Consider the following 18,256-nt stretch of genomic DNA (forward strand, 5'->3'; position numbering starts at 1 on the left):
CTTTTGATTCCTCTCATACGCCTGCCTTTTGAACTAACGGTTTGTATCGTTTGCTTTGTTTTCCTCTGTGATATTCTTATCGTTCGTGTTTCTGTCATTCAGGTTGTCTTTTTCCGGGCGGTTATTATCTGTCATATCATCTGTGATATTATCGATTCCGTCTGTGACATCATCCACTGCATTGTCGATCACACCGTCACCATCTCTGTCCCTGACATCTGTTCCGTCTGTTGCATCGTTTGTGTTTGTATCGTTCTTGTCTGCATTATTCTTGTTTGCATCATTTTTATTGGCATCATTCTTGTTGGTGTCATTTGCTGTATCGTTTGTTGTATTGTTTACTCCGTCATTTGTGTTCTTGTCTGTACCACATGCAGTTACTCCGCAGAGAACTCCTGCACACATCACTAATAATAAAAACTTTTTAAATCTTTTCATGTTTTTTCTCCCTTTCCATAATTAATCTTGTGTTAGTAATATTTACAATTTCAAGTTTTCTATGTATGGAAAAAATTTCATTTAAAAAATGATGTGCCGCTTCCGAAAAAAATACCCATAAGACATCCTATCACACATGTCTTCTGGGTATTCATCTTTTATTCGCTGCGTCCGTTCCCTGCAGATCTTAGCTTCTGCATGGCCTGAATCTCTATCTGACCAATTTCTCCTGCAGTAATTCCGAGCTGTTCTGCAACTTCCTCTACCGGATGAGGTTTTCCGTCCTCTAAACCGAAACGCATTCGAATGACTTTTTTCTCTTTTTCATTCAAATGACTCAGAAGTTCTTCCACTTCCTCTTTTCGAATCAGTGATGCAACCGCGTCCTGTGATGCCCTGTCTTCCTCTTCTTCTGCAAATTCATCCCCATCAGAGTCCTGGGCAGAGCCATCAGTTTCTTGTACAGCCGGATTCTTCAACATGGCCAGTATACTCTCGATTTCTTCCTCTGTCTTGTCCCCCAGCTTTTGTGCAATCTCGGATGCTTTTGCTTCCCTTCCCAGTTCCTTTTTTAATTCCCTGGATGTATTCTGCACCCTTTTCATGTTCTCTGCCACATAGGCCGGAACACGAATTTCTTCGGACAGCTCGTCAAGCGCCCTGTCCATCTCCTCTTTGATCCAGGGAACTGCAAACGCAGAGAAGCTCTTCGTAGTGTTACCATTATACTGCGCTGCAGCCTGCATTAGACCGATATTCCCTTCCTGGACCAGATCCATGAACTGCATTCCTCTTCCCACATATTCTCCGGCAATCGATACCACCAGACGCAGGTTCGCTTCCTCCATCTGCTGTCTGGCATCCATATCACCCTGTGCGATTCGTTTTCCCAGCTCCCTCTCCTCATTCTCACTCAGTTGGGGAATCTGGGCGATCTCTTTCAAATAAATCTTCAGAGGCTCCGTCACCTCTACACCGTCGGGAATCGAAATATCATTCTCCAAAATCTCTTCTATCTGCTTCATGCTGTCTCTAATCCCTTTCTTCCTGCCATATATTTTCGGCACAACGGGGACAAAATCACTTCTGTCCCCGCCGTTATCCTATTACACCTGGTTTTTGCTGAAACCTTTTATATTTTTTCAATAATCTCACCGCTTCTGTACGCCGCCAGAAGCTGTTCTAAATCTGCTACCTGTTCCTTTAGATCTTTTCCTGTATCAGTATCTCCCACCAAACGGCGCTCCATCACACGTTTGACGACCATATAGTCAGAATGGATATCACTCTCTTTCTGAATCGCTGCCTCTGTTGATTCAAAGGGTTCATGTGCGACCAAGAGCAGTCCATAGGAATTATAGATTAGTGTATAGCCCGCGATTCCAGTCTCCTGCTGGTATGCCTTAGAAAAACCGCCGTCAATGACCAGTACCTTTCCATTGCATTTGATGGGACTTTCGCCATTTTTACGCTTTACCGGTACATGTCCGTTCACAATATGGGCACCTTCTAAATCAAGCCCGAACTCCGTCATGATGTTATCAATAACCTCTTCCTTCTCCAACAGGTAATAATAAGGATTCTTCTTCTCCACATGTGTCTCTTTTTCTGCCAGAAAATATCGTTCAAAAGTCGCCATCTTATCCTTACCGAACAGAGGTGAATTCGGATGCAGCCAGATATACCACATGATATCCCGCCCATTTTCCCGGTCTTCATCATCCAATGCGAAAAAGCCTTTCCTTAAATATCGGTCCAACGCATCATAGAGGGAGCGTCCCTTGAACTTCCTGCCGAACAGATCCACCTCTTTTAAGCTGCCGTCTTCATTAAGCGGCACACACCCATGATAGAGCAAATTATTATTGTACACCTTGTACAGTCCACCCTTGGCAAGCAGGAAACGCATGTGTTCCTGAAGCATCTCGCATCCTAAAAATGCCCGTTCCAGACGCTCCATTACTTCTTCCTCTTCCTCTGTAAGCCTGTATGGATCTTTCGGGTCGATTGTCGGGAAATTTGTATCCTGAAGCTGGTACGTCTTCCCTTTTAGTGTAATGGTTCCTTTTTCGTAATCTATCAGGTGCAGAAGTGCTCTGTCTTCCAGTTGGAATCCCTTCTGTCTCTTGATGATCTGTCCTTCTACCTTAAACTGAATGATGGAAATTGCTTTGTGCATCCGAAGATCCATCTCCATCTCCGCCTTATTCGGCTTCTCTGCCCCCTTCAGCGTGAAACAGGTACACGGGTCATCCCCATAGGTCCGCAGGGCAAACGTCGCCAATGGAAGCAGGTTGATTCCATATCCATCCTCCAAAATATCCAGGTTCCCATATCTGGCGCAGATTCGAATGACATTGGCAATACATCCTCTCTGCCCTGTTGCAGCCCCCATCCAGAGTACATCATGGTTCCCCCACTGGATGTCTACAGAATGGTAGCTCATCAGCTTATTCATGATGATATGCGGCCCCGGCCCTCTGTCGTAGATATCCCCTACGATATGTAAATGATCCACGACCAGCCGCTGAATCAATTCAGAAATAGCTATAATGAAGGACTCTGCACGTCCGATCCTGATCATCGTCATGATGATCTCGCTGTAGTAGGACTCTTTGTCATTCAATTCCGCCTTCTCTGTAATTAATTCTTCTATCACATATGCAAAATCTTTCGGAAGCGCCTTGCGCACTTTGGAGCGGGTGTACTTGCTCGCCGCCCGTTTACTCACCTCGATCAGGCGGTACAAATTGATCTTGTACCAGTCCTCCATATTGGTCTCTACCTTTTTTACCTGCGCCATCTTATCCTTCGGATAATAAATCAGCGTCGCCAAGGACTGCTTGTCCCTGGAACTCAGCGTATTCCCGAACACATCATCGATTTTCCTACGCACAGAGCCGGAACCATTCTTTAGCACATGGTTGAACGCTTCATACTCTCCATGGATGTCTGTCAAAAAATGTTCCGTCCCCTTGGGCAGGTTCAGAATCGCCTGCAGATTAATAATCTCCGTAGAGGCCGCCGCAATCGTCGGATACAGATCCGAGAGTCTTTCCAAATATCTGGTTTCCAGATTTTTCATGCCTGTGTCTCCCCCCTTTTTGTAGTCATAAGCCCGAACACATTCCTTATATGGCTTTTTGTGCATTTCGCATCTTCTATCATCAGAATTGGATCACATCACTCATATCATACATCCCAGCCGGCTGTCCAGCCAAGAACTTCGCAGCCTCCACTGCGCCCTTACCGAATACACTCCTGGAATAAGCTGTATGCTTGAATTCAATCACCTCATCTATCCCAGCAAAGATCACCTCGTGTTCCCCTACGATCGTACCTGCGCGGACTGCAGAAATGCCCATCTCTTTGGCATCTCTTTTCCTACGCACCTGGCTTCTGTCATATACATAAGTATATTCATGATTCAGCGCATCATTCATGGAATCTGCCAAGGCAAGTGCAGTACCGCTTGGAGCATCCACCTTCTGGTTGTGATGTTTCTCCACAAGCTCGATATCATACCCTGCCGGGCCTAGTACTTTGGCCGCATCCTTTAAAAGCTTCAAAAGAAGATTGATCCCCATGGACATATTCGCTGATTTTAAGACTGCGACTTTTTTAGAGACCTCCTGCACCTTCTCAAGCTGTGCCTCTGAAAGCCCTGTCGTACACAACACCACCGGAACTTCCTTTCCGGCACAATAATCCAGAAGTCCGTCCACTGCCCCGGCATTAGAAAAATCAATGACAACATCCACATCCACATCGCATGCATCGATGCTTTCAAAAACCGGATAATCATTAGCGATCCCTGTATATGCGTCCACACCGGCTGCGATTTCTAAACGCTCATCCTCTTTGATCAGTCCGGTGATCATCTGTCCCATCTTTCCATTACATCCGTGCATTAATACTTTTATCATGTTAAACTCCTCCTGTTCATTTTATCTGTTTCGTATTCTGCCCTTAAAATCATAGATATAAACCATTTATCCCACTGTTGGGATTTTAACGCCTTATATGAAAAAGGATACCACATTTGAGGACTTTCCTCAACTTATGATATCCCTTTAACAATCATATTTTCTATCTTTTCTTTTTGATCAGACCAGCTTCAGACCGAAATCTGCCATCGCCTTAGCAAGGTTCGCTGCATTCGCTTCTGTCATCTCTGTAAGAGGCATACGTACTCCTCCTACCTGCATTCCCATCAGGTTCGCAGCCTTCTTGACTGGAATCGGGTTCACCTCACAGAACAACTGCTGAATGAGCGGCAGTGCTTTGAGCTGAAGTGCGCGGCTGCCTTCTAAATCACCTGCAAAGAACTTCTCACAGATGTCATGTGTCTCACGCGGTGCGATATTCGATAATACGGAAATAACACCCTTCCCACCAAGAGAAAGAAGCGGCACGATCTGATCATCATTGCCTGAATACAGATCTACATTCTCGTCTGTCATCTGCATGATCTTCGCAACCTGTGAAATATCACCGGAAGCCTCTTTGACCGCAACGATGTTCTCCACCTCACTTACGAGCTGTGCGACAGTTGCCGGTTCAATATTCATGCCGGTCCGGCTCTTTACACTATATAAAATGATCGGAGCCTTCGCGTCTGCTGCAATTGCCTTGTAATGTGCCACAAGACCTGCCTGTGTTGCTTTATTATAGTAAGGAGTCACAAGGAGCAGTCCATCCGCGCCTGCATTAGCAGCGTCCTTGGACATCTCGATTGCTGTGCGCGTACAATTGGAACCAGTTCCCGCGATCACCGGGATGCGTTTCTTCGTGCGCTCTATTGTAAACTTAATACATTCCATATGCTCTTCTTCTGTTAATGTAGAAGATTCGCCAGTAGTACCACAAATAATAATGCTGTCCGTACCATTCTCGCAGTGATAATCGATCAACTCATCCAGCTTATCATAGTTGATGCTCCCATCTTCATGAAATGGGGTGATAATCGCTACTCCGGCTCCTTTAAAAATTGACATATACATCCTCCTAATCTTAAACACTTATCTTTCCAAAGTTTAACATTATTTGTAGACGATGTCAACGTTCAGTATTAACGAATAAAGCTTCTTCCTTAAGATAGAATCCACTTTCATAAAGCCTGCACTTTTACTCTTCCATACACTCTAATTTGCTGACAGAAACCTCGTAAGCAGTGCGTGTTTCTGTTTCTGTATCTGAAAGCTTTTTCACATATTCTCTGCTTTGTATCCTTCCGAGTACTTGAACGTGCTCCCCTACTTCAAATCCGGATGCATACCTTGCATTACGTCCCCAGCAGATACATGGGATATAATCTGACTTCCCATAAGGCCTGTTCACGGCAAGCAGAAGATCCGCAATCTCACGTCCCAGCGGAGTCTTTCTATAGACCGGCTTCTTGCAGATGTAACCCTCTAAAAGGATATGGTTCGTCTTCGCCCCGTCCAACTCCTCATCAATAAATTCAACCTCACGCACAAATACAGAAAGAACCAGTCTATTTTTCTGTTCCTCGTGGCGGTTGTACGAACGGAACTGTCCAGAAACCATAATGAACTCCCCAGTAAAATCCTGGGTCACATCAATGAGTCTCTCCGAAATCATAAGTGGAATCCTGTCATCTGAATTGCTGAGCCTCTTCACCAGCACATCCACCATATAGAATCCCTCTCCGAAAACCTCGTGGCTGTATGTAAATTTAGAAGCCACCTCGCCCATGATCGTTACCTGATTGTTTTCAATAATCTTATCTGACATAATTTTTAATACTCCCTTCCTCTGACTGGTATTTTTGAGTCAATACTAAGTCTATGAACATGATAGCGGGGATAGACCAAAATTCCCAGCAGATTCGTTCGACAAAATTTGATAGGGGCGCGGGGTGGGGAGGCGGGTCTGGGTGGGAGGGGGGACGCCTTTTAGGAGGGGGATAGGGGGCAGCGGTGCAAGCGGGGAAAGGGGAATCGGCTAAGTGAAATTTCCGGCGGAATACGGGCACCGCGGACATGCGGGTAAAATCTGATGATTTTACCCTGTAGGTCCGCTCATTTTCCGGACCTGTAGTCCGTAAAATGGCCCGTATTCCGCCGAAAATTTTACTAAGCCGATTCTCCCCTTCCCCTGGATGCACTGCCGCCCCCTATCCCCCTCCTAAAAGGCTGGTGCATCCAGACGCGGCTTAAAAGCGCGCTCCTATCGGGAGGATTTTAGCGGGGTGAGACGGGAGCCGAATTGGCAGAAAGCGAGGGAGTATTAAAAAGGATTTAGAGGGAATTTTCAGTTGTTCGAAATGTGACGCTTCATATATAATGGTGTAAAAATTTGTCGGCATTTTTTTGTGAAATATATCATTTAAAATATGAATACTGAATTTCATCTCTCCTTCTGACATTTTTATACTGAAATAACAATAATCCCTTACCAGCTATACAATCCCTCCAAAAATAACCCAATACCAATCTCAATCCAATATCCTCCCCCAACTCACTCCCAAGCCGCATCCCCACCGGGGTGCCGGCTCCCCACCGGTTGGTTGCACGTAAGCGAGCAATATGCACGATCACCCTGCTGGGGGAGATGCATGCACTTTTCAGGGGGCATAAAGTGCGCGTTAGAACTGCTTAGGCAAAACAGATGGTATCTCCTGGGTGGAATTTGATTCACAAAATCAAATTCCAAAGACACCTGAGGCGCGTAAGCATCGGCTTACGCGGCGAATGTGTCTGCTCCCAGGAGATACCGTCTGTTTTGGCTTAGCAGTTCTTCGCAAACGGTCAGCCCCCTGAAAAGCGCATGCATCTCCCCCAAAAGCAGGGTGATCGTGCATATTGCGAGCGCCCCCTTTATCAAAATACCTTCCCATATGGAAAGTTTTGTGATAGAATAAAAAAGTTGTAACCACATTATATAGTAGAAAGAGTGTTGAATAGTATGAAAACAAAGCGTGAAGATGTTAGAAATATTGCGATTATTGCCCATGTTGACCACGGCAAAACGACCTTGGTCGACGAACTTTTGAAACAAAGCGGTGTTTTCCGCGAGAACCAGGAAGTGGCAGAACGTGTCATGGATTCCAATGATATTGAGAGGGAGAGAGGAATCACAATCCTTTCCAAGAATACGGCCGTCTTTTATAAAGGTACGAAGATCAATATCATCGATACCCCGGGCCATGCTGATTTCGGCGGAGAGGTAGAGCGTGTCCTTAAGATGGTAAATGGCGTCATTCTTGTTGTAGATGCCTTTGAGGGTGCTATGCCCCAGACAAAGTTTGTTTTGAGAAAAGCTTTGGAGCTTGAGCTTCCAGTCATTGTCTGCATCAATAAAATTGACCGTCCAGAGGCAAGACCGGACGAAGTCATTGATGAAGTGCTGGAGCTTTTCATGGATCTGGATGCTTCTGATGAGCAGCTCGACTGTCCGTTTGTATATGCATCCGCAAAATCTGGAATCGCTGTTTTAGATCTGACAGATGATGAAAAGGATATGCAGCCTTTATTCGAGACAATCCTGGATTATATCCCTGCACCAGAGGGTGATCCAGAAGCACCCACCCAGGTTCTGATCAGTACCATCGATTATAATGAATATGTGGGCCGTATCGGTGTTGGTAAGGTAGACAATGGAACCATCGCAGTGAATCAGGAAATGGTCCTGGTGAACCATCATGATTCCAATAAGCAGGAAAAAGTAAAAATCAGCAAATTATATGAATTCGACGGTCTGAACAAAGTAGAAGTCAAAGAGGCCTCCATCGGTTCCATCGTAGCGATCTCTGGTATTTCCGGTATTTCTATCGGTGATACGCTCTGCTCACCGGAGAACCCGGTCGCAATACCATTCCAGAAGATTTCTGAACCGACGATTTCCATGCAGTTCATTGTAAATGACAGCCCGTTCGCCGGACAGGAAGGTAAATATGTGACCTCCCGCCATATCCGTGACCGACTGTTCCGTGAGCTGAATACCGATGTCAGCCTCCGCGTTGAGGAGACAGACAGTGCCGACAGCTTTAAGGTTTCCGGCCGTGGCGAGCTCCACCTCTCCGTCCTCATCGAAAATATGAGACGTGAAGGTTATGAATTTGCAGTAAGTAAGGCAGAAGTACTCTACAGAACCGATGAAAACGGTAAAAAATTGGAGCCTATGGAAATTGCCTATGTAGACGTACCGGATGAATTTACAGGAACAGTCATTGACAAATTAAGCCAGCGTAAGGGAGAGCTTCAGAACATGGGAACCTCCAATGGTGGTTATACAAGGCTGGAATTCTCTATCCCATCCCGCGGACTGATTGGATACCGCGGTGAATTCATGACAGATACAAAGGGAAATGGAATCCTGAACACAAGCTTTGACGGATATGCACCTTATAAAGGAGATATCCAGTATAGAAAGCAGGGTTCCCTGATTGCATTTGAAACTGGAGAATCTGTAACTTATGGATTGTACAGTGCCCAGGAGCGTGGTACATTATTTATAGGACCTGGCGAAAAAGTTTACTCTGGTATGGTCATTGGACAGAATGGTAAGGCAGAAGATATCGAATTGAATGTCTGCAAGACCAAGCACCTGACTAATACCCGTTCTTCCAGTGCGGATGAAGCATTGCGACTGACCACTCCGCGTATCTTAAGTCTGGAAGAAGCACTGGACTTCATCGATACGGACGAGCTGTTGGAAGTAACACCAAAATCCCTTCGTATCCGTAAGAAGATCCTGGATGCAAGAATGCGTAAGAGAAGTAATTTAAAATAGTGTCATAAGGTCCAAAAGACAGTCCAAAAGGAGAAGAACACATGAAAAAATATGCAAATGCGATTCTAAAAAACTTGACAACTGCCTTGGAGTTAGTGATTGCCGCACTATTGGCTGCTGGGATCATCATCATGACTGCACAGCTCATTTTATCCTTCGGCAATCTCACAGACCTGAACACTTATCCGAATTATGATGATCTACTGACCACATGCTTTAACCTAATCATCGGCGTGGAGATGATTCGAATGCTTTATCTCCATACGCCGATGACAGTGTTCGAAGTCCTGTTGTTCGCGATTGCAAGACAGGTCATTATCGACCACTCCTCTTCTATCAACACCCTGCTCGGTGTGATAGCAATCGCAATTCTATTTGCTACAAGGAAATTTCTGTTTGTTGCCTTTGACGAATCCGAGCGGATTATTTTCCGTTCTAATCAGAAGGTACGCCATGTGAACCGTCTCATCCACGCTAACATTCCGTATGAGGATGATGAGACTCTGTTGGAGGTCCTGCTTAAGAAAATGAAACAGGATGAAGTCGAGATCGGTGTAGGCGCATGTATTTATTTCCAGAAATTCGGACTCCGCATTGCAAAAATTACAGATGGAAAAATTACAAGAATTGAAGTGATTCGTTCTATACAATAAAAGTTTTCCATGCTATAATATTTACATAATACAAGCAAGATTACATATCCTGTCTGTATAATATGAACAAAAGGAGTTGAGCACATGAATTTTATTATTAGTGGAAAGAACATCGACGTAACGCCAGGCTTGAAGGACACTATCGAACAAAAGTTAGGAAAACTCGAAAGGTATTTCACTCCTGAAACAGAAATCATCGTAACACTCAGCGTAGAGAAAGAAAGACAGAAGATTGAAGTAACCATCCCGGTGAAAGGGAACATCATCCGTTCCGAGCAGACAAGCTCCGATATGTACGTATCCATCGACCTTGTCGAGGAAGTCATCGAACGCCAGCTTCGCAAGTATAAAAATAAACTGGTCGCAAAGAGCCAGGGACACCCAACAGCATCCTCGAGCGGGAACAACTTCAAGAAGGAGTTCTTTGAATCAGAGGACACGACTCCACAGGATGATGAGATTCGTATCGTAAGAACCAAACGTTTCGGAATCAAACCAATGTACCCAGAAGATGCATGCATCCAGATGGACCTCGTTGGACATTCCTTCTTCGTATTCTGCAATGCAGAGACAGACGAAGTGAACGTAGTATATAAGAGAAAAGACGGTTCCTTCGGACTGATCGAACCAGAATTTGATTAAAGTATGTAATGAATTATATCTATCATGAAATCACATAATAAAAAAGGTACCTGGAATTCTCCGGGTACCTTTTTTACTGTCTTGTTTTCATGAATCCGACCTCATAGTCTACACTACATCCCAGACTTTCAATTCTTTTTCAACTTCCGCAAACCAGCATTCTTTGCCGCGGCTGATCCTGCTCTTCCCATTGGTCCCCTCCACGATTTCTGCGGTCACAGCCTTCTCTTCCTCGGTGGATACAAGCACCGTCAGCTCTACGGAATCTGTATAATTTGTTTCCAATATATGGAGTCCTCTCTGCCCCAGAATGTACTGAATTTTGCCAAGTCCAGTATAATCTGTCTGGACTTTCAGTTTAAATCCTAAAATTTTGGTTATAATCGTACTGTGAGACAGGCCTTCTCTGGATGCAGATGTATATGCGCGCACAAGACCGCCTGTTCCAAGCAGAGTACCTCCGAAATAACGGGTAACAACAATCAGCGCATTCTCCAGCTTTGCGCCTTTCATTACCTCCAAAATCGGCTTGCCCGCGGTCCCGCTCGGTTCCCCATCGTCACTGCAGCGTTCCAGCAGACGCTCTTCTCTGATTACATACGCGTAGCAATGATGCCGGGCATCCCAGTATTGTTTTTTGATTCGCTCCAGGCATTCCAGTGCTTCATCTTCCGAAGAAACAGGAAAAACATCTGCAATAAAACGGGACTTCTTTTCGACAATCTCCGCAGTGTTTCCCTGATATACTGTTTTATATTCCATAATGTCCTACCTCTATCGATAATTTATTGCTATTTCTTTAAGCTTATAGATATAGAGTATAACAAATATGTAGGAAACCTCAAGAAATTATTAAGATTTTTTTAGAAATATGAACTTTTACCAAATTTTCTTTATTTAGACTGGTAAATTTGATATAATGAGTGGAATGAATAAAGGAGGATATTATTCATGAATTACGGAAAAGAAAATCTTTCGAAGAGAAAGAAGGACATCTCTTCAAAAAAGAATATGAAAAAGAAGCGGGTCGGCGTCCGTGTGTTCAAGGCACTGATCATTTGTATGCTGCTGATCATCGTCATTGGCGTCGGCGGGGGAGCTTTATTTGTCAAGAAGATCATTGACAATGCACCGGAGGTGACTCCTAATAAAGTCAAGCCATCCGGGGCTATTACTCTTGTAGTTGACGAGAACGGCAATGACTTGGACAGCTTCTTCCAAAAAGGGTCGAACCGTGTGTACAAGACCTATGATGAGATACCGATCAACCTCACCCACGCTTTTGTAGCGATCGAGGATGAACGTTTCTATCAGCATAATGGTATTGACCTGCAGGGTATCTTAAGAGCCGGTGTCGTAGGACTTGCCTCTGGACATTTTTCAGAGGGTGCGAGTACACTGACGCAGCAGTTGATCAAGAATAACATATTCCCGGACTTTGTCGGGGAAAAGACTTTCTATGACAGCCTGCGCAGAAAGCTCCAGGAGCAGTATCTGGCCGTTGAGATCGAGAAGCAGATGAGCAAGGAGGAGATTGTGGAAGCCTATATGAACACGATCAACCTTGGTCAGGGATGCCTGGGAGTCCAGACAGCTTCCAAAAGATATTTCGGAAAAGATGTCTCAGATCTCACACTCTCAGAATGTGCAGTCATCGCTGGAATCACACAGAACCCTTCCGGCTATGATCCGGTTGAACACCCGGAAGACAACCGGAAGAGACGTGACAAGGTATTAAAGAACATGCTGGATCAGAATTATATCACCAAACAGGAATATGATGAAGCAAAGGCAGAAGATGTATATGCTAAGATCACGAACACGGTTCAGGAGACAGCCGAAGACAAACCGAACACTTACTTTATTGATGCATTACTGGAGCGGGTCATCAAAGATCTTCAGACACGTAAGAGCTATACAGAGACCCAGGCTTATAATGCTGTCTACAGTGGTGGACTTACCATTACAGCTACACAGGATAAAGGAATTCAGCAGATCTGTGATGAAGAAGCTGCGAATCCTGCCAATTACCCGGCCACAGTTGAATATGGCCTGGAATATGCTCTGACAGTGACACATGCAGATGGTACTTCCGAGAACTTCAGTAAGGAGATGCTCGGGGAATATATCCGCGGTGCATGGGGCAGAGAGTTCCCACTGATTTTCGCTTCTCCAGAAGAGGCACAGCAGGCGATCAATGAGTATAAGAGCACACTTAATATCGCAGAAGGAGATACGGTGACCGAGAATGTAGATATCACTCCGCAGCCGCAGATCTCCATCGTAGTCATGGACCAGTATACCGGTAAAGTAAAGGCCATCGTTGGAGGCCGCGGGGAAAAGAAGACAAGCCTTTCCCTGAACCGTGCTACAGGCTCCAAGAGACAGCCAGGTTCCTGTTTTAAGATTCTTTCCACTTATGCTCCTGCATTGGATTCTGCCGGATATACTCTGGCAAAGACCATTGATGACGCGCCATTTAAGTATGACAGCGGACAAGAAGTCAATAACTGGGATCATAAATATATTGGCCAGACTCGAGTTCGTTATGCAATTGAACACTCCATGAACGTATGCGCTGTTAAGACATTGACTGACATCGGATTACAGACCGGATACGATTCTTTGATAAACTTTGGTTTCACCACACTGGTCAACAACGATAATGACAATTATCCAGGATTTTCTGATGTAGCACAGGCCACTGCTCTCGGCGGTATTACCCAGGGTGTCTACAACCTGGAGATGACGGCTGCTTACGCTGCAATCGCCAATAATGGCTTATACATTGAACCAATCCTTTACACAAAGGTTGTGGACCCAGAAGGAAATGTCCTGTTGGACAATACCGAACCTGCTTCACATCAGGTCATCAAAGATTCCACTGCCGGACTTCTTACAAGCGCGATGCAGGATGTAATCAACAAAGGTACCGGTACAGCCGCAAGATTGAATAATATGCCTGCAGCCGGTAAGACAGGTACCACAGAAAATAGTACTGACCTCTGGCTTTCCGCATATACACCATACTTTACTTGTTCCGTATGGACTGGTTATGACTCCAACAAGCCGATGGAGGGCTATCAGTATGACCAGGTCTGGCATGAGGTAATGTGGAAGCATATCATGGATCGAATTCATGAGGCACTTCCTTACAAAGACTTTACAATGCCATCTTCTGTAGAACAGAAGACGATCTGTACGCAGACAGGGCTCTTAGCAACTTCGACCTGTCCGCCTCTGACAGAATATTTTGCCAAAGGCACAGCACCTACACAGAGCTGTCCGGGACATGTAGTCCAAAAGCCTGAGGAGGATAAAGACAAGGATAAAGACAAAGAGAAGGAAGACAAGAAGGACGAGGAGACACCGGATGATAACGAAAATCCAGATGATCCTTCTGGTGGAGAGACACCACCTGTTGATAACGGTGGTACAGATACCCCACCTGTCGACAACGGCGGCGGTGACACGCAGCCTCCTGTTGATAACGGCGGAGGCGACACACCAACTCCAACTCCGACTCCGACACCTTCTGAATAATACAAAATTAAGAACCCTTAAATATATTGCCGGGCCCCGGATAATCCGCGGCCCGGCAATATAATGTTCAAAAAAGAAAAGCAAAAAATGAGAGAAGACTCCACTTTGAAGTCTCCTCTCATTTTTCATTCTAATATTTAGCTCTCTAAAACCAGCTTAGCTGATCCACAGATTCCTGCATCATTTCCTAAGGTAGCTAATGCGAATTTCACATCTTTATTTGCAAAGAAAACGCGTTCTCTGAATGGTTTCTCGATATAGGAAAGCAGCACTTCCCCAGCCTTTGATACACCGCCTCCGATTACGATGATGGATGGATCTGTAATTGTCGCCAGGTTTGCCAGCTCATAACCCAGATAGCGTCCGAACTCCTCTGCCACCTCAATTGCCACTGCATCTTCGGCTTTTACTGCATCGAACACATCCTTTGCAGTTACCGTATCTTTATTCAATATCGTCTCTCTTGTCTCTTCTGCGAGCTTTCTCTTTGCCAGGCGGACGATTCCAGTCGCTGACGCATACTGCTCTAAACATCCGCGGTTCCCGCATCCACAGACCTCTGTCTCATCGTAATTCACACAGACATGTCCAAGCTCTCCGCCTGCGCCGTGTGCCCCTGTGACAACTCTTCCACCGATAATGACACCGCCGCCGACTCCAGTTCCCAAGGTCACCATGACCATATTCCGCTCTCCTGCTCCGCCGCCTTTCCACATCTCACCCAAGGCTGCAACGTTCGCGTCATTTCCAATCTCAGCTTTGAGCCCGGTAAGCTCCTCTAATTCCTTCTTGACTTCTTTATATTTCCAGCCGAGATTTGCACTTCCGTTGACAACGCCTTCTTCTGTCACCGGTGCTGGAACTCCTGCTCCAATTCCCAGAATATCAGCCTTGTCGATGCCCCTTTCTTCCAGCTTAGCAAGAATAGATGCTGAAATGTCTGGAAGAATCGCTTTTCCTTCTTCTTCTGTGTGTGTCACGATCTCCCACTTGTCCAGAATCTCTCCCGTCTCTTCAAACAGTCCTAATTTTACAGTGGTTCCCCCTATATCTACGCCAAAACAATACTTCATGATCTGTCTCCTATCTCTCTATTCCATTCTCTCACTGTCTATCTATTTTTCGCCAGATTCTCCTGCACACGTTTGTACAGCTCCTGTGCCGCATTATATCCCATCTGTTTCTGTCTGTGGTTCACAGCGGCAGATTCCACGATGATGGCCAGATTACGTCCCGGACGAATCGGAATACTGTGGCAGACAACCCGGTTTCCGAGGAATTCGGTATAATTCTCTTCCAATCCCAGACGGTCATATTCTTTATCCCGGTTCCAGTCCTCCAGAGTGATGACCAGGTCGATATTCTGGGTCTCTCTGACGCTCTGTACACCAAACATAGACTTCACGTCTACAATACCGATTCCGCGCAGCTCAATAAAATGCCTTGTAATATCCGGTGCTGCACCTACCAGAGTATCATCGCTCACTTTGCGGATCTCAACAACATCATCGGTGACCAGACGATGCCCTCTCTTAATCAATTCCAGAGCCGCCTCACTCTTACCGATTCCACTCTCTCCCATAATCAGAACGCCCACACCGTACACGTCCACGAGCACACCGTGAATAGAAATGCAGGGAGCAAGCTTGACGTTCAGCCAGCGAATGATCTCGCCCATGAATGAGGAGGTCGACTTCGATGTCGTAAAAATCGGTACCTCATGTTTCACAGCCAAATCCAAAAGCTCCTGCTCTGGCTGCATATCCCTGCTGAATATGATGCAGGGCACCTTATGACTCAACAGTTCCTCATATATCTTGATTTTTCTCTCCTTCGTCAAGGTCTCCAAATATGCATACTCCACGAATCCGATCATCTGTACCCTGTCTGAGTCAAAATGGTCAAAAAATCCGGTAAGCTGGAGCGCTGGTCTGTTGATGTCCGGCACATTTACCTCCCGCCCGATCAATTCCACATCAGGAGTGAGATTCTTTAAATCCATCTTCTCAACGATTTCACTTAACTTTACTCCTTGTACCATAATATTCTCCTTTTCCTTTATTACTTACTGCCTGAAAACGGCAGAAAACAAACAGATTCCTTTTTTATTATAGCATGAATCAGAATCCCTTAAAAGACTTCATCAAAGATTCCCTTCTACACTTTCCTCTTTCCCATGAAAGAACCGATAGACTGCCTGCGCCGATCTTTCATTCATGGACGGAACATCTGCAAGCTCCTCAACTGTCGCGGCCTTGATCGCATCCAGGCTCAGATAATGGCGCATCAGTGCCTTTCTTCTGGCAGGCCCGATTCCGTCGATATCATCCAGAATAGAATGTACCTGCCCCTTGGCCCGAAGCTGTCTGTGGTACTCAATGGCGAAACGATGGGCCTCGTCCTGAATCCTGGTGATCAGCCGGAATGCCTCGGAGGATTTATCGATAGGAATCTCCTCGTTGTGATAATAGAGTCCTCTCGTTCTGTGGTAATCATCCTTGACCATACCACATACCGGAATATTCAGATGGAGTTCATGAAGCACCTCCAGTGCGACATTGACCTGCCCCTTTCCTCCATCCATCAGAATCAGATCTGGGAATAAGGTGAAGCCTCCCAATTCCTTGCTTTCCTCCCGCTCTTTAAGGCCATGGGTAAAACGTCTGGTGAGCACCTCCCGCATACTGCCATAGTCATCAGCGCCCTCGATTCCTTTGATCTTGAACTTGCGGTAGTCGTTCCTCTTTGGCTTGCCCCGCTCGTATACCACCATGGAACCGACGGATTCGAACCCGTTCGTATTGGAGATATCATAAGCCTCCATCCGGTTGATATCATCCAGTTCTAAAAGCTTAGCAATCTCCTTGACTGCACCGATGGTCCTGCCTTCCTCCCGCTTGAGGCGCTCCTTATCTTTGCTGAGTACCAGCTTCGCGTTGTTGGCTGCCAGCTCGACCAGCTTTTCCTTTGTCCCCTTTTTAGGAACACGGATAGTCACCTTACCTCCCCGCTTTGTCCCCAGCCACTCTTCCAACAGCTCAATATCGTCCAGCTCCTCTGGAAGCATCAGCTCACTTGGGATAAACGGAGTTCCCGCATAATACTGCTTAATGAAGCTGTCCAGCACCGCTTTATGCGGCTCCTCCTTCGCAATACGGAGGTAGAAATGATCTCTTCCGATTAACCGTCCACCACGGATAAAGAATACCTGTACCACTGCATCCTCTTCCTCGGATGCCACAGCCAGGACATCCCGGTCCTCCCCGCTGCTGTCCGTAATCTTCTGCTTCTGCGCCACCTTTTTTACACTATTCAAAAGCTCCCTGAATTCAATTGCCTTCTCGAATTCCAGTGCTTCCGATGCCGCATTCATCTTCTCTTCCAGTTCCTTGAGAATCCCGTCAAAATTACCGTTCAGGAACCGAATCACCTGCTGGACGGCCTTCCCATATTCCTCCTGTGAAATATACCCTTGGCAGGGCCCTTCACACTGCTTGATATGATAATTCAGACAAGGCCGTTCCTTCCCTGTATCCTTCGGCAGATTGCGGTTACAGCTTCGGATATGATACAGCTTATGCAGAAGATCTATAGTGTCCCTCACCGCCTGTGAACTGGTATATGGTCCAAAATACTTCGCCTTGTCCTTTAACATCTTCCTGGCAAGCATCACACGCGGATAGGGCTCATTTACCGTCACCTTAATGAACGGATAAGCCTTATCATCCATTAGCATCGTATTATACTTTGGCCTGTGCTCCTTAATCAGGTTGCACTCCAGAACAAGTGCTTCCAGCTCCGAGTCTGTCACGATATACTCAAAACGCCGTATATGCGTGACCATCTGCTCAATCTTGACCCCCTTATTCCTGCTGCTTTGAAAATACTGCCGCACCCGGTTCTTTAAGCTGATCGCCTTGCCTACATAGATGATATTGTCCCGTTCATCATGCATAATATAAACCCCCGGCTTTCCCGGGAGTTTTTTTAATTCCTCTTGAATATCAAAATTATTATTTTCCATGCAACTATTATAAAGCCTGGGCACTCTTTTGTGAAGAAAAACTTTTCAGGCCATGATTACAAAAGACGAGATTTCGACAGATACAAGAAAACCGGGAACCCAGATGAATCTCATTCCTTAAAGATCCACCTGGATTCCCGGCTTTCTATTTCCTGGTTTATATATCTCTTAGCCTTATATCTTTTAGCTAAGATAATCT

14 protein-coding genes are annotated in these 18,256 nt (G+C 45.6%); 4 read left to right on the forward strand and 10 right to left on the reverse strand.

Translation table 11 applies throughout. The annotated features are described in order from the left end of the window. Positions 1-33: 33 nt before the first annotated feature. The 6 genes from HGO97_RS03180 to HGO97_RS03205 all read right to left on the reverse strand — a co-directional run bounded on the left by HGO97_RS03180 (position 34) and on the right by HGO97_RS03205 (position 6,195). Positions 34-438, reverse strand: a complete 405-nt coding sequence (locus tag HGO97_RS03180) for a hypothetical protein (RefSeq protein WP_216239352.1) — start codon at positions 436-438, stop codon at positions 34-36. A 158-nt stretch (positions 439-596) separates the two neighbouring features. Beyond that, complete coding sequence (locus HGO97_RS03185; protein WP_216239354.1) at positions 597-1,463, reverse strand: sigma-70 family RNA polymerase sigma factor; 867 nt, start codon at positions 1,461-1,463, stop codon at positions 597-599. Between the two features lie 107 nt (positions 1,464-1,570). After that, positions 1,571-3,523 (reverse strand): fructose-1,6-bisphosphatase, encoded by a 1,953-nt coding sequence (locus tag HGO97_RS03190; protein WP_216239356.1) that lies wholly within the window; start codon positions 3,521-3,523, stop codon positions 1,571-1,573. An 82-nt stretch (positions 3,524-3,605) separates the two neighbouring features. After that, complete coding sequence (gene dapB / locus HGO97_RS03195; RefSeq protein ID WP_216239358.1) at positions 3,606-4,364, reverse strand: 4-hydroxy-tetrahydrodipicolinate reductase; 759 nt, start codon at positions 4,362-4,364, stop codon at positions 3,606-3,608. A 180-nt stretch (positions 4,365-4,544) separates the two neighbouring features. Beyond that, positions 4,545-5,435: a 4-hydroxy-tetrahydrodipicolinate synthase gene (gene dapA, locus HGO97_RS03200; RefSeq protein WP_216239360.1), complete on the reverse strand. Its 891-nt coding sequence runs from the start codon at positions 5,433-5,435 to the stop codon at positions 4,545-4,547. A 130-nt stretch (positions 5,436-5,565) separates the two neighbouring features. After that, the gene (locus HGO97_RS03205) at positions 5,566-6,195 is read right to left on the reverse strand and encodes a single-stranded DNA-binding protein (protein ID WP_216239362.1); all 630 of its coding nucleotides are present in this window, start codon (positions 6,193-6,195) and stop codon (positions 5,566-5,568) included. A gap of 1,173 nt (positions 6,196-7,368) precedes the next feature. On the opposite strand from HGO97_RS03205, the gene typA reads away from it, so the two are divergent. From typA to hpf, 3 genes are all read left to right on the forward strand, one after another. Beyond that, positions 7,369-9,195 carry a translational GTPase TypA gene (typA, locus tag HGO97_RS03210; protein ID WP_216239364.1) on the forward strand — a complete coding sequence of 609 codons (1,827 nt, stop codon included), beginning with the start codon at positions 7,369-7,371 and terminating at the stop codon, positions 9,193-9,195. 41 nt (positions 9,196-9,236) lie between these two features. Beyond that, positions 9,237-9,848 carry a transporter gene (locus HGO97_RS03215; protein ID WP_216239371.1) on the forward strand — a complete coding sequence of 204 codons (612 nt, stop codon included), beginning with the start codon at positions 9,237-9,239 and terminating at the stop codon, positions 9,846-9,848. Between the two features lie 84 nt (positions 9,849-9,932). Then, positions 9,933-10,490, forward strand: coding sequence for a ribosome hibernation-promoting factor, HPF/YfiA family (gene hpf / locus HGO97_RS03220; protein ID WP_216239373.1), 558 nt, complete (start codon positions 9,933-9,935; stop codon positions 10,488-10,490). A 108-nt stretch (positions 10,491-10,598) separates the two neighbouring features. On the opposite strand, the gene HGO97_RS03225 is transcribed toward hpf, so the two are convergent. After that, positions 10,599-11,252, reverse strand: a complete 654-nt coding sequence (locus HGO97_RS03225) for a YigZ family protein (protein WP_216239376.1) — start codon at positions 11,250-11,252, stop codon at positions 10,599-10,601. A 189-nt stretch (positions 11,253-11,441) separates the two neighbouring features. Between HGO97_RS03225 and HGO97_RS03230 the strand changes: the two genes are divergently transcribed. Next, on the forward strand, positions 11,442-14,033 hold the full coding sequence (locus HGO97_RS03230) for a transglycosylase domain-containing protein (protein WP_216239377.1): 2,592 nt from the start codon (positions 11,442-11,444) through the stop codon (positions 14,031-14,033). 137 nt (positions 14,034-14,170) lie between these two features. On the opposite strand, the gene HGO97_RS03235 is transcribed toward HGO97_RS03230, so the two are convergent. From HGO97_RS03235 to uvrC, 3 genes are all read right to left on the reverse strand, one after another. After that, a complete protein-coding gene (locus tag HGO97_RS03235) occupies positions 14,171-15,106 on the reverse strand; it encodes an ROK family glucokinase (RefSeq protein WP_216239379.1) in 936 nt (311 codons plus the stop codon). Positions 15,107-15,144: 38 nt separating this feature from the next. Continuing rightward, positions 15,145-16,074, reverse strand: a complete 930-nt coding sequence (gene hprK, locus HGO97_RS03240; protein ID WP_216239382.1) for an HPr(Ser) kinase/phosphatase — start codon at positions 16,072-16,074, stop codon at positions 15,145-15,147. Between the two features lie 102 nt (positions 16,075-16,176). Beyond that, positions 16,177-18,057, reverse strand: coding sequence for an excinuclease ABC subunit UvrC (gene uvrC, locus HGO97_RS03245; protein ID WP_216239385.1), 1,881 nt, complete (start codon positions 18,055-18,057; stop codon positions 16,177-16,179). Between the last annotated feature and the right edge of the window lie 199 nt (positions 18,058-18,256).

Source organism: Faecalicatena faecalis, from assembly GCF_012524165.2.
Taxonomy (GTDB): Bacteria; Bacillota; Clostridia; order Lachnospirales; family Lachnospiraceae; genus Faecalicatena_A; species Faecalicatena_A faecalis.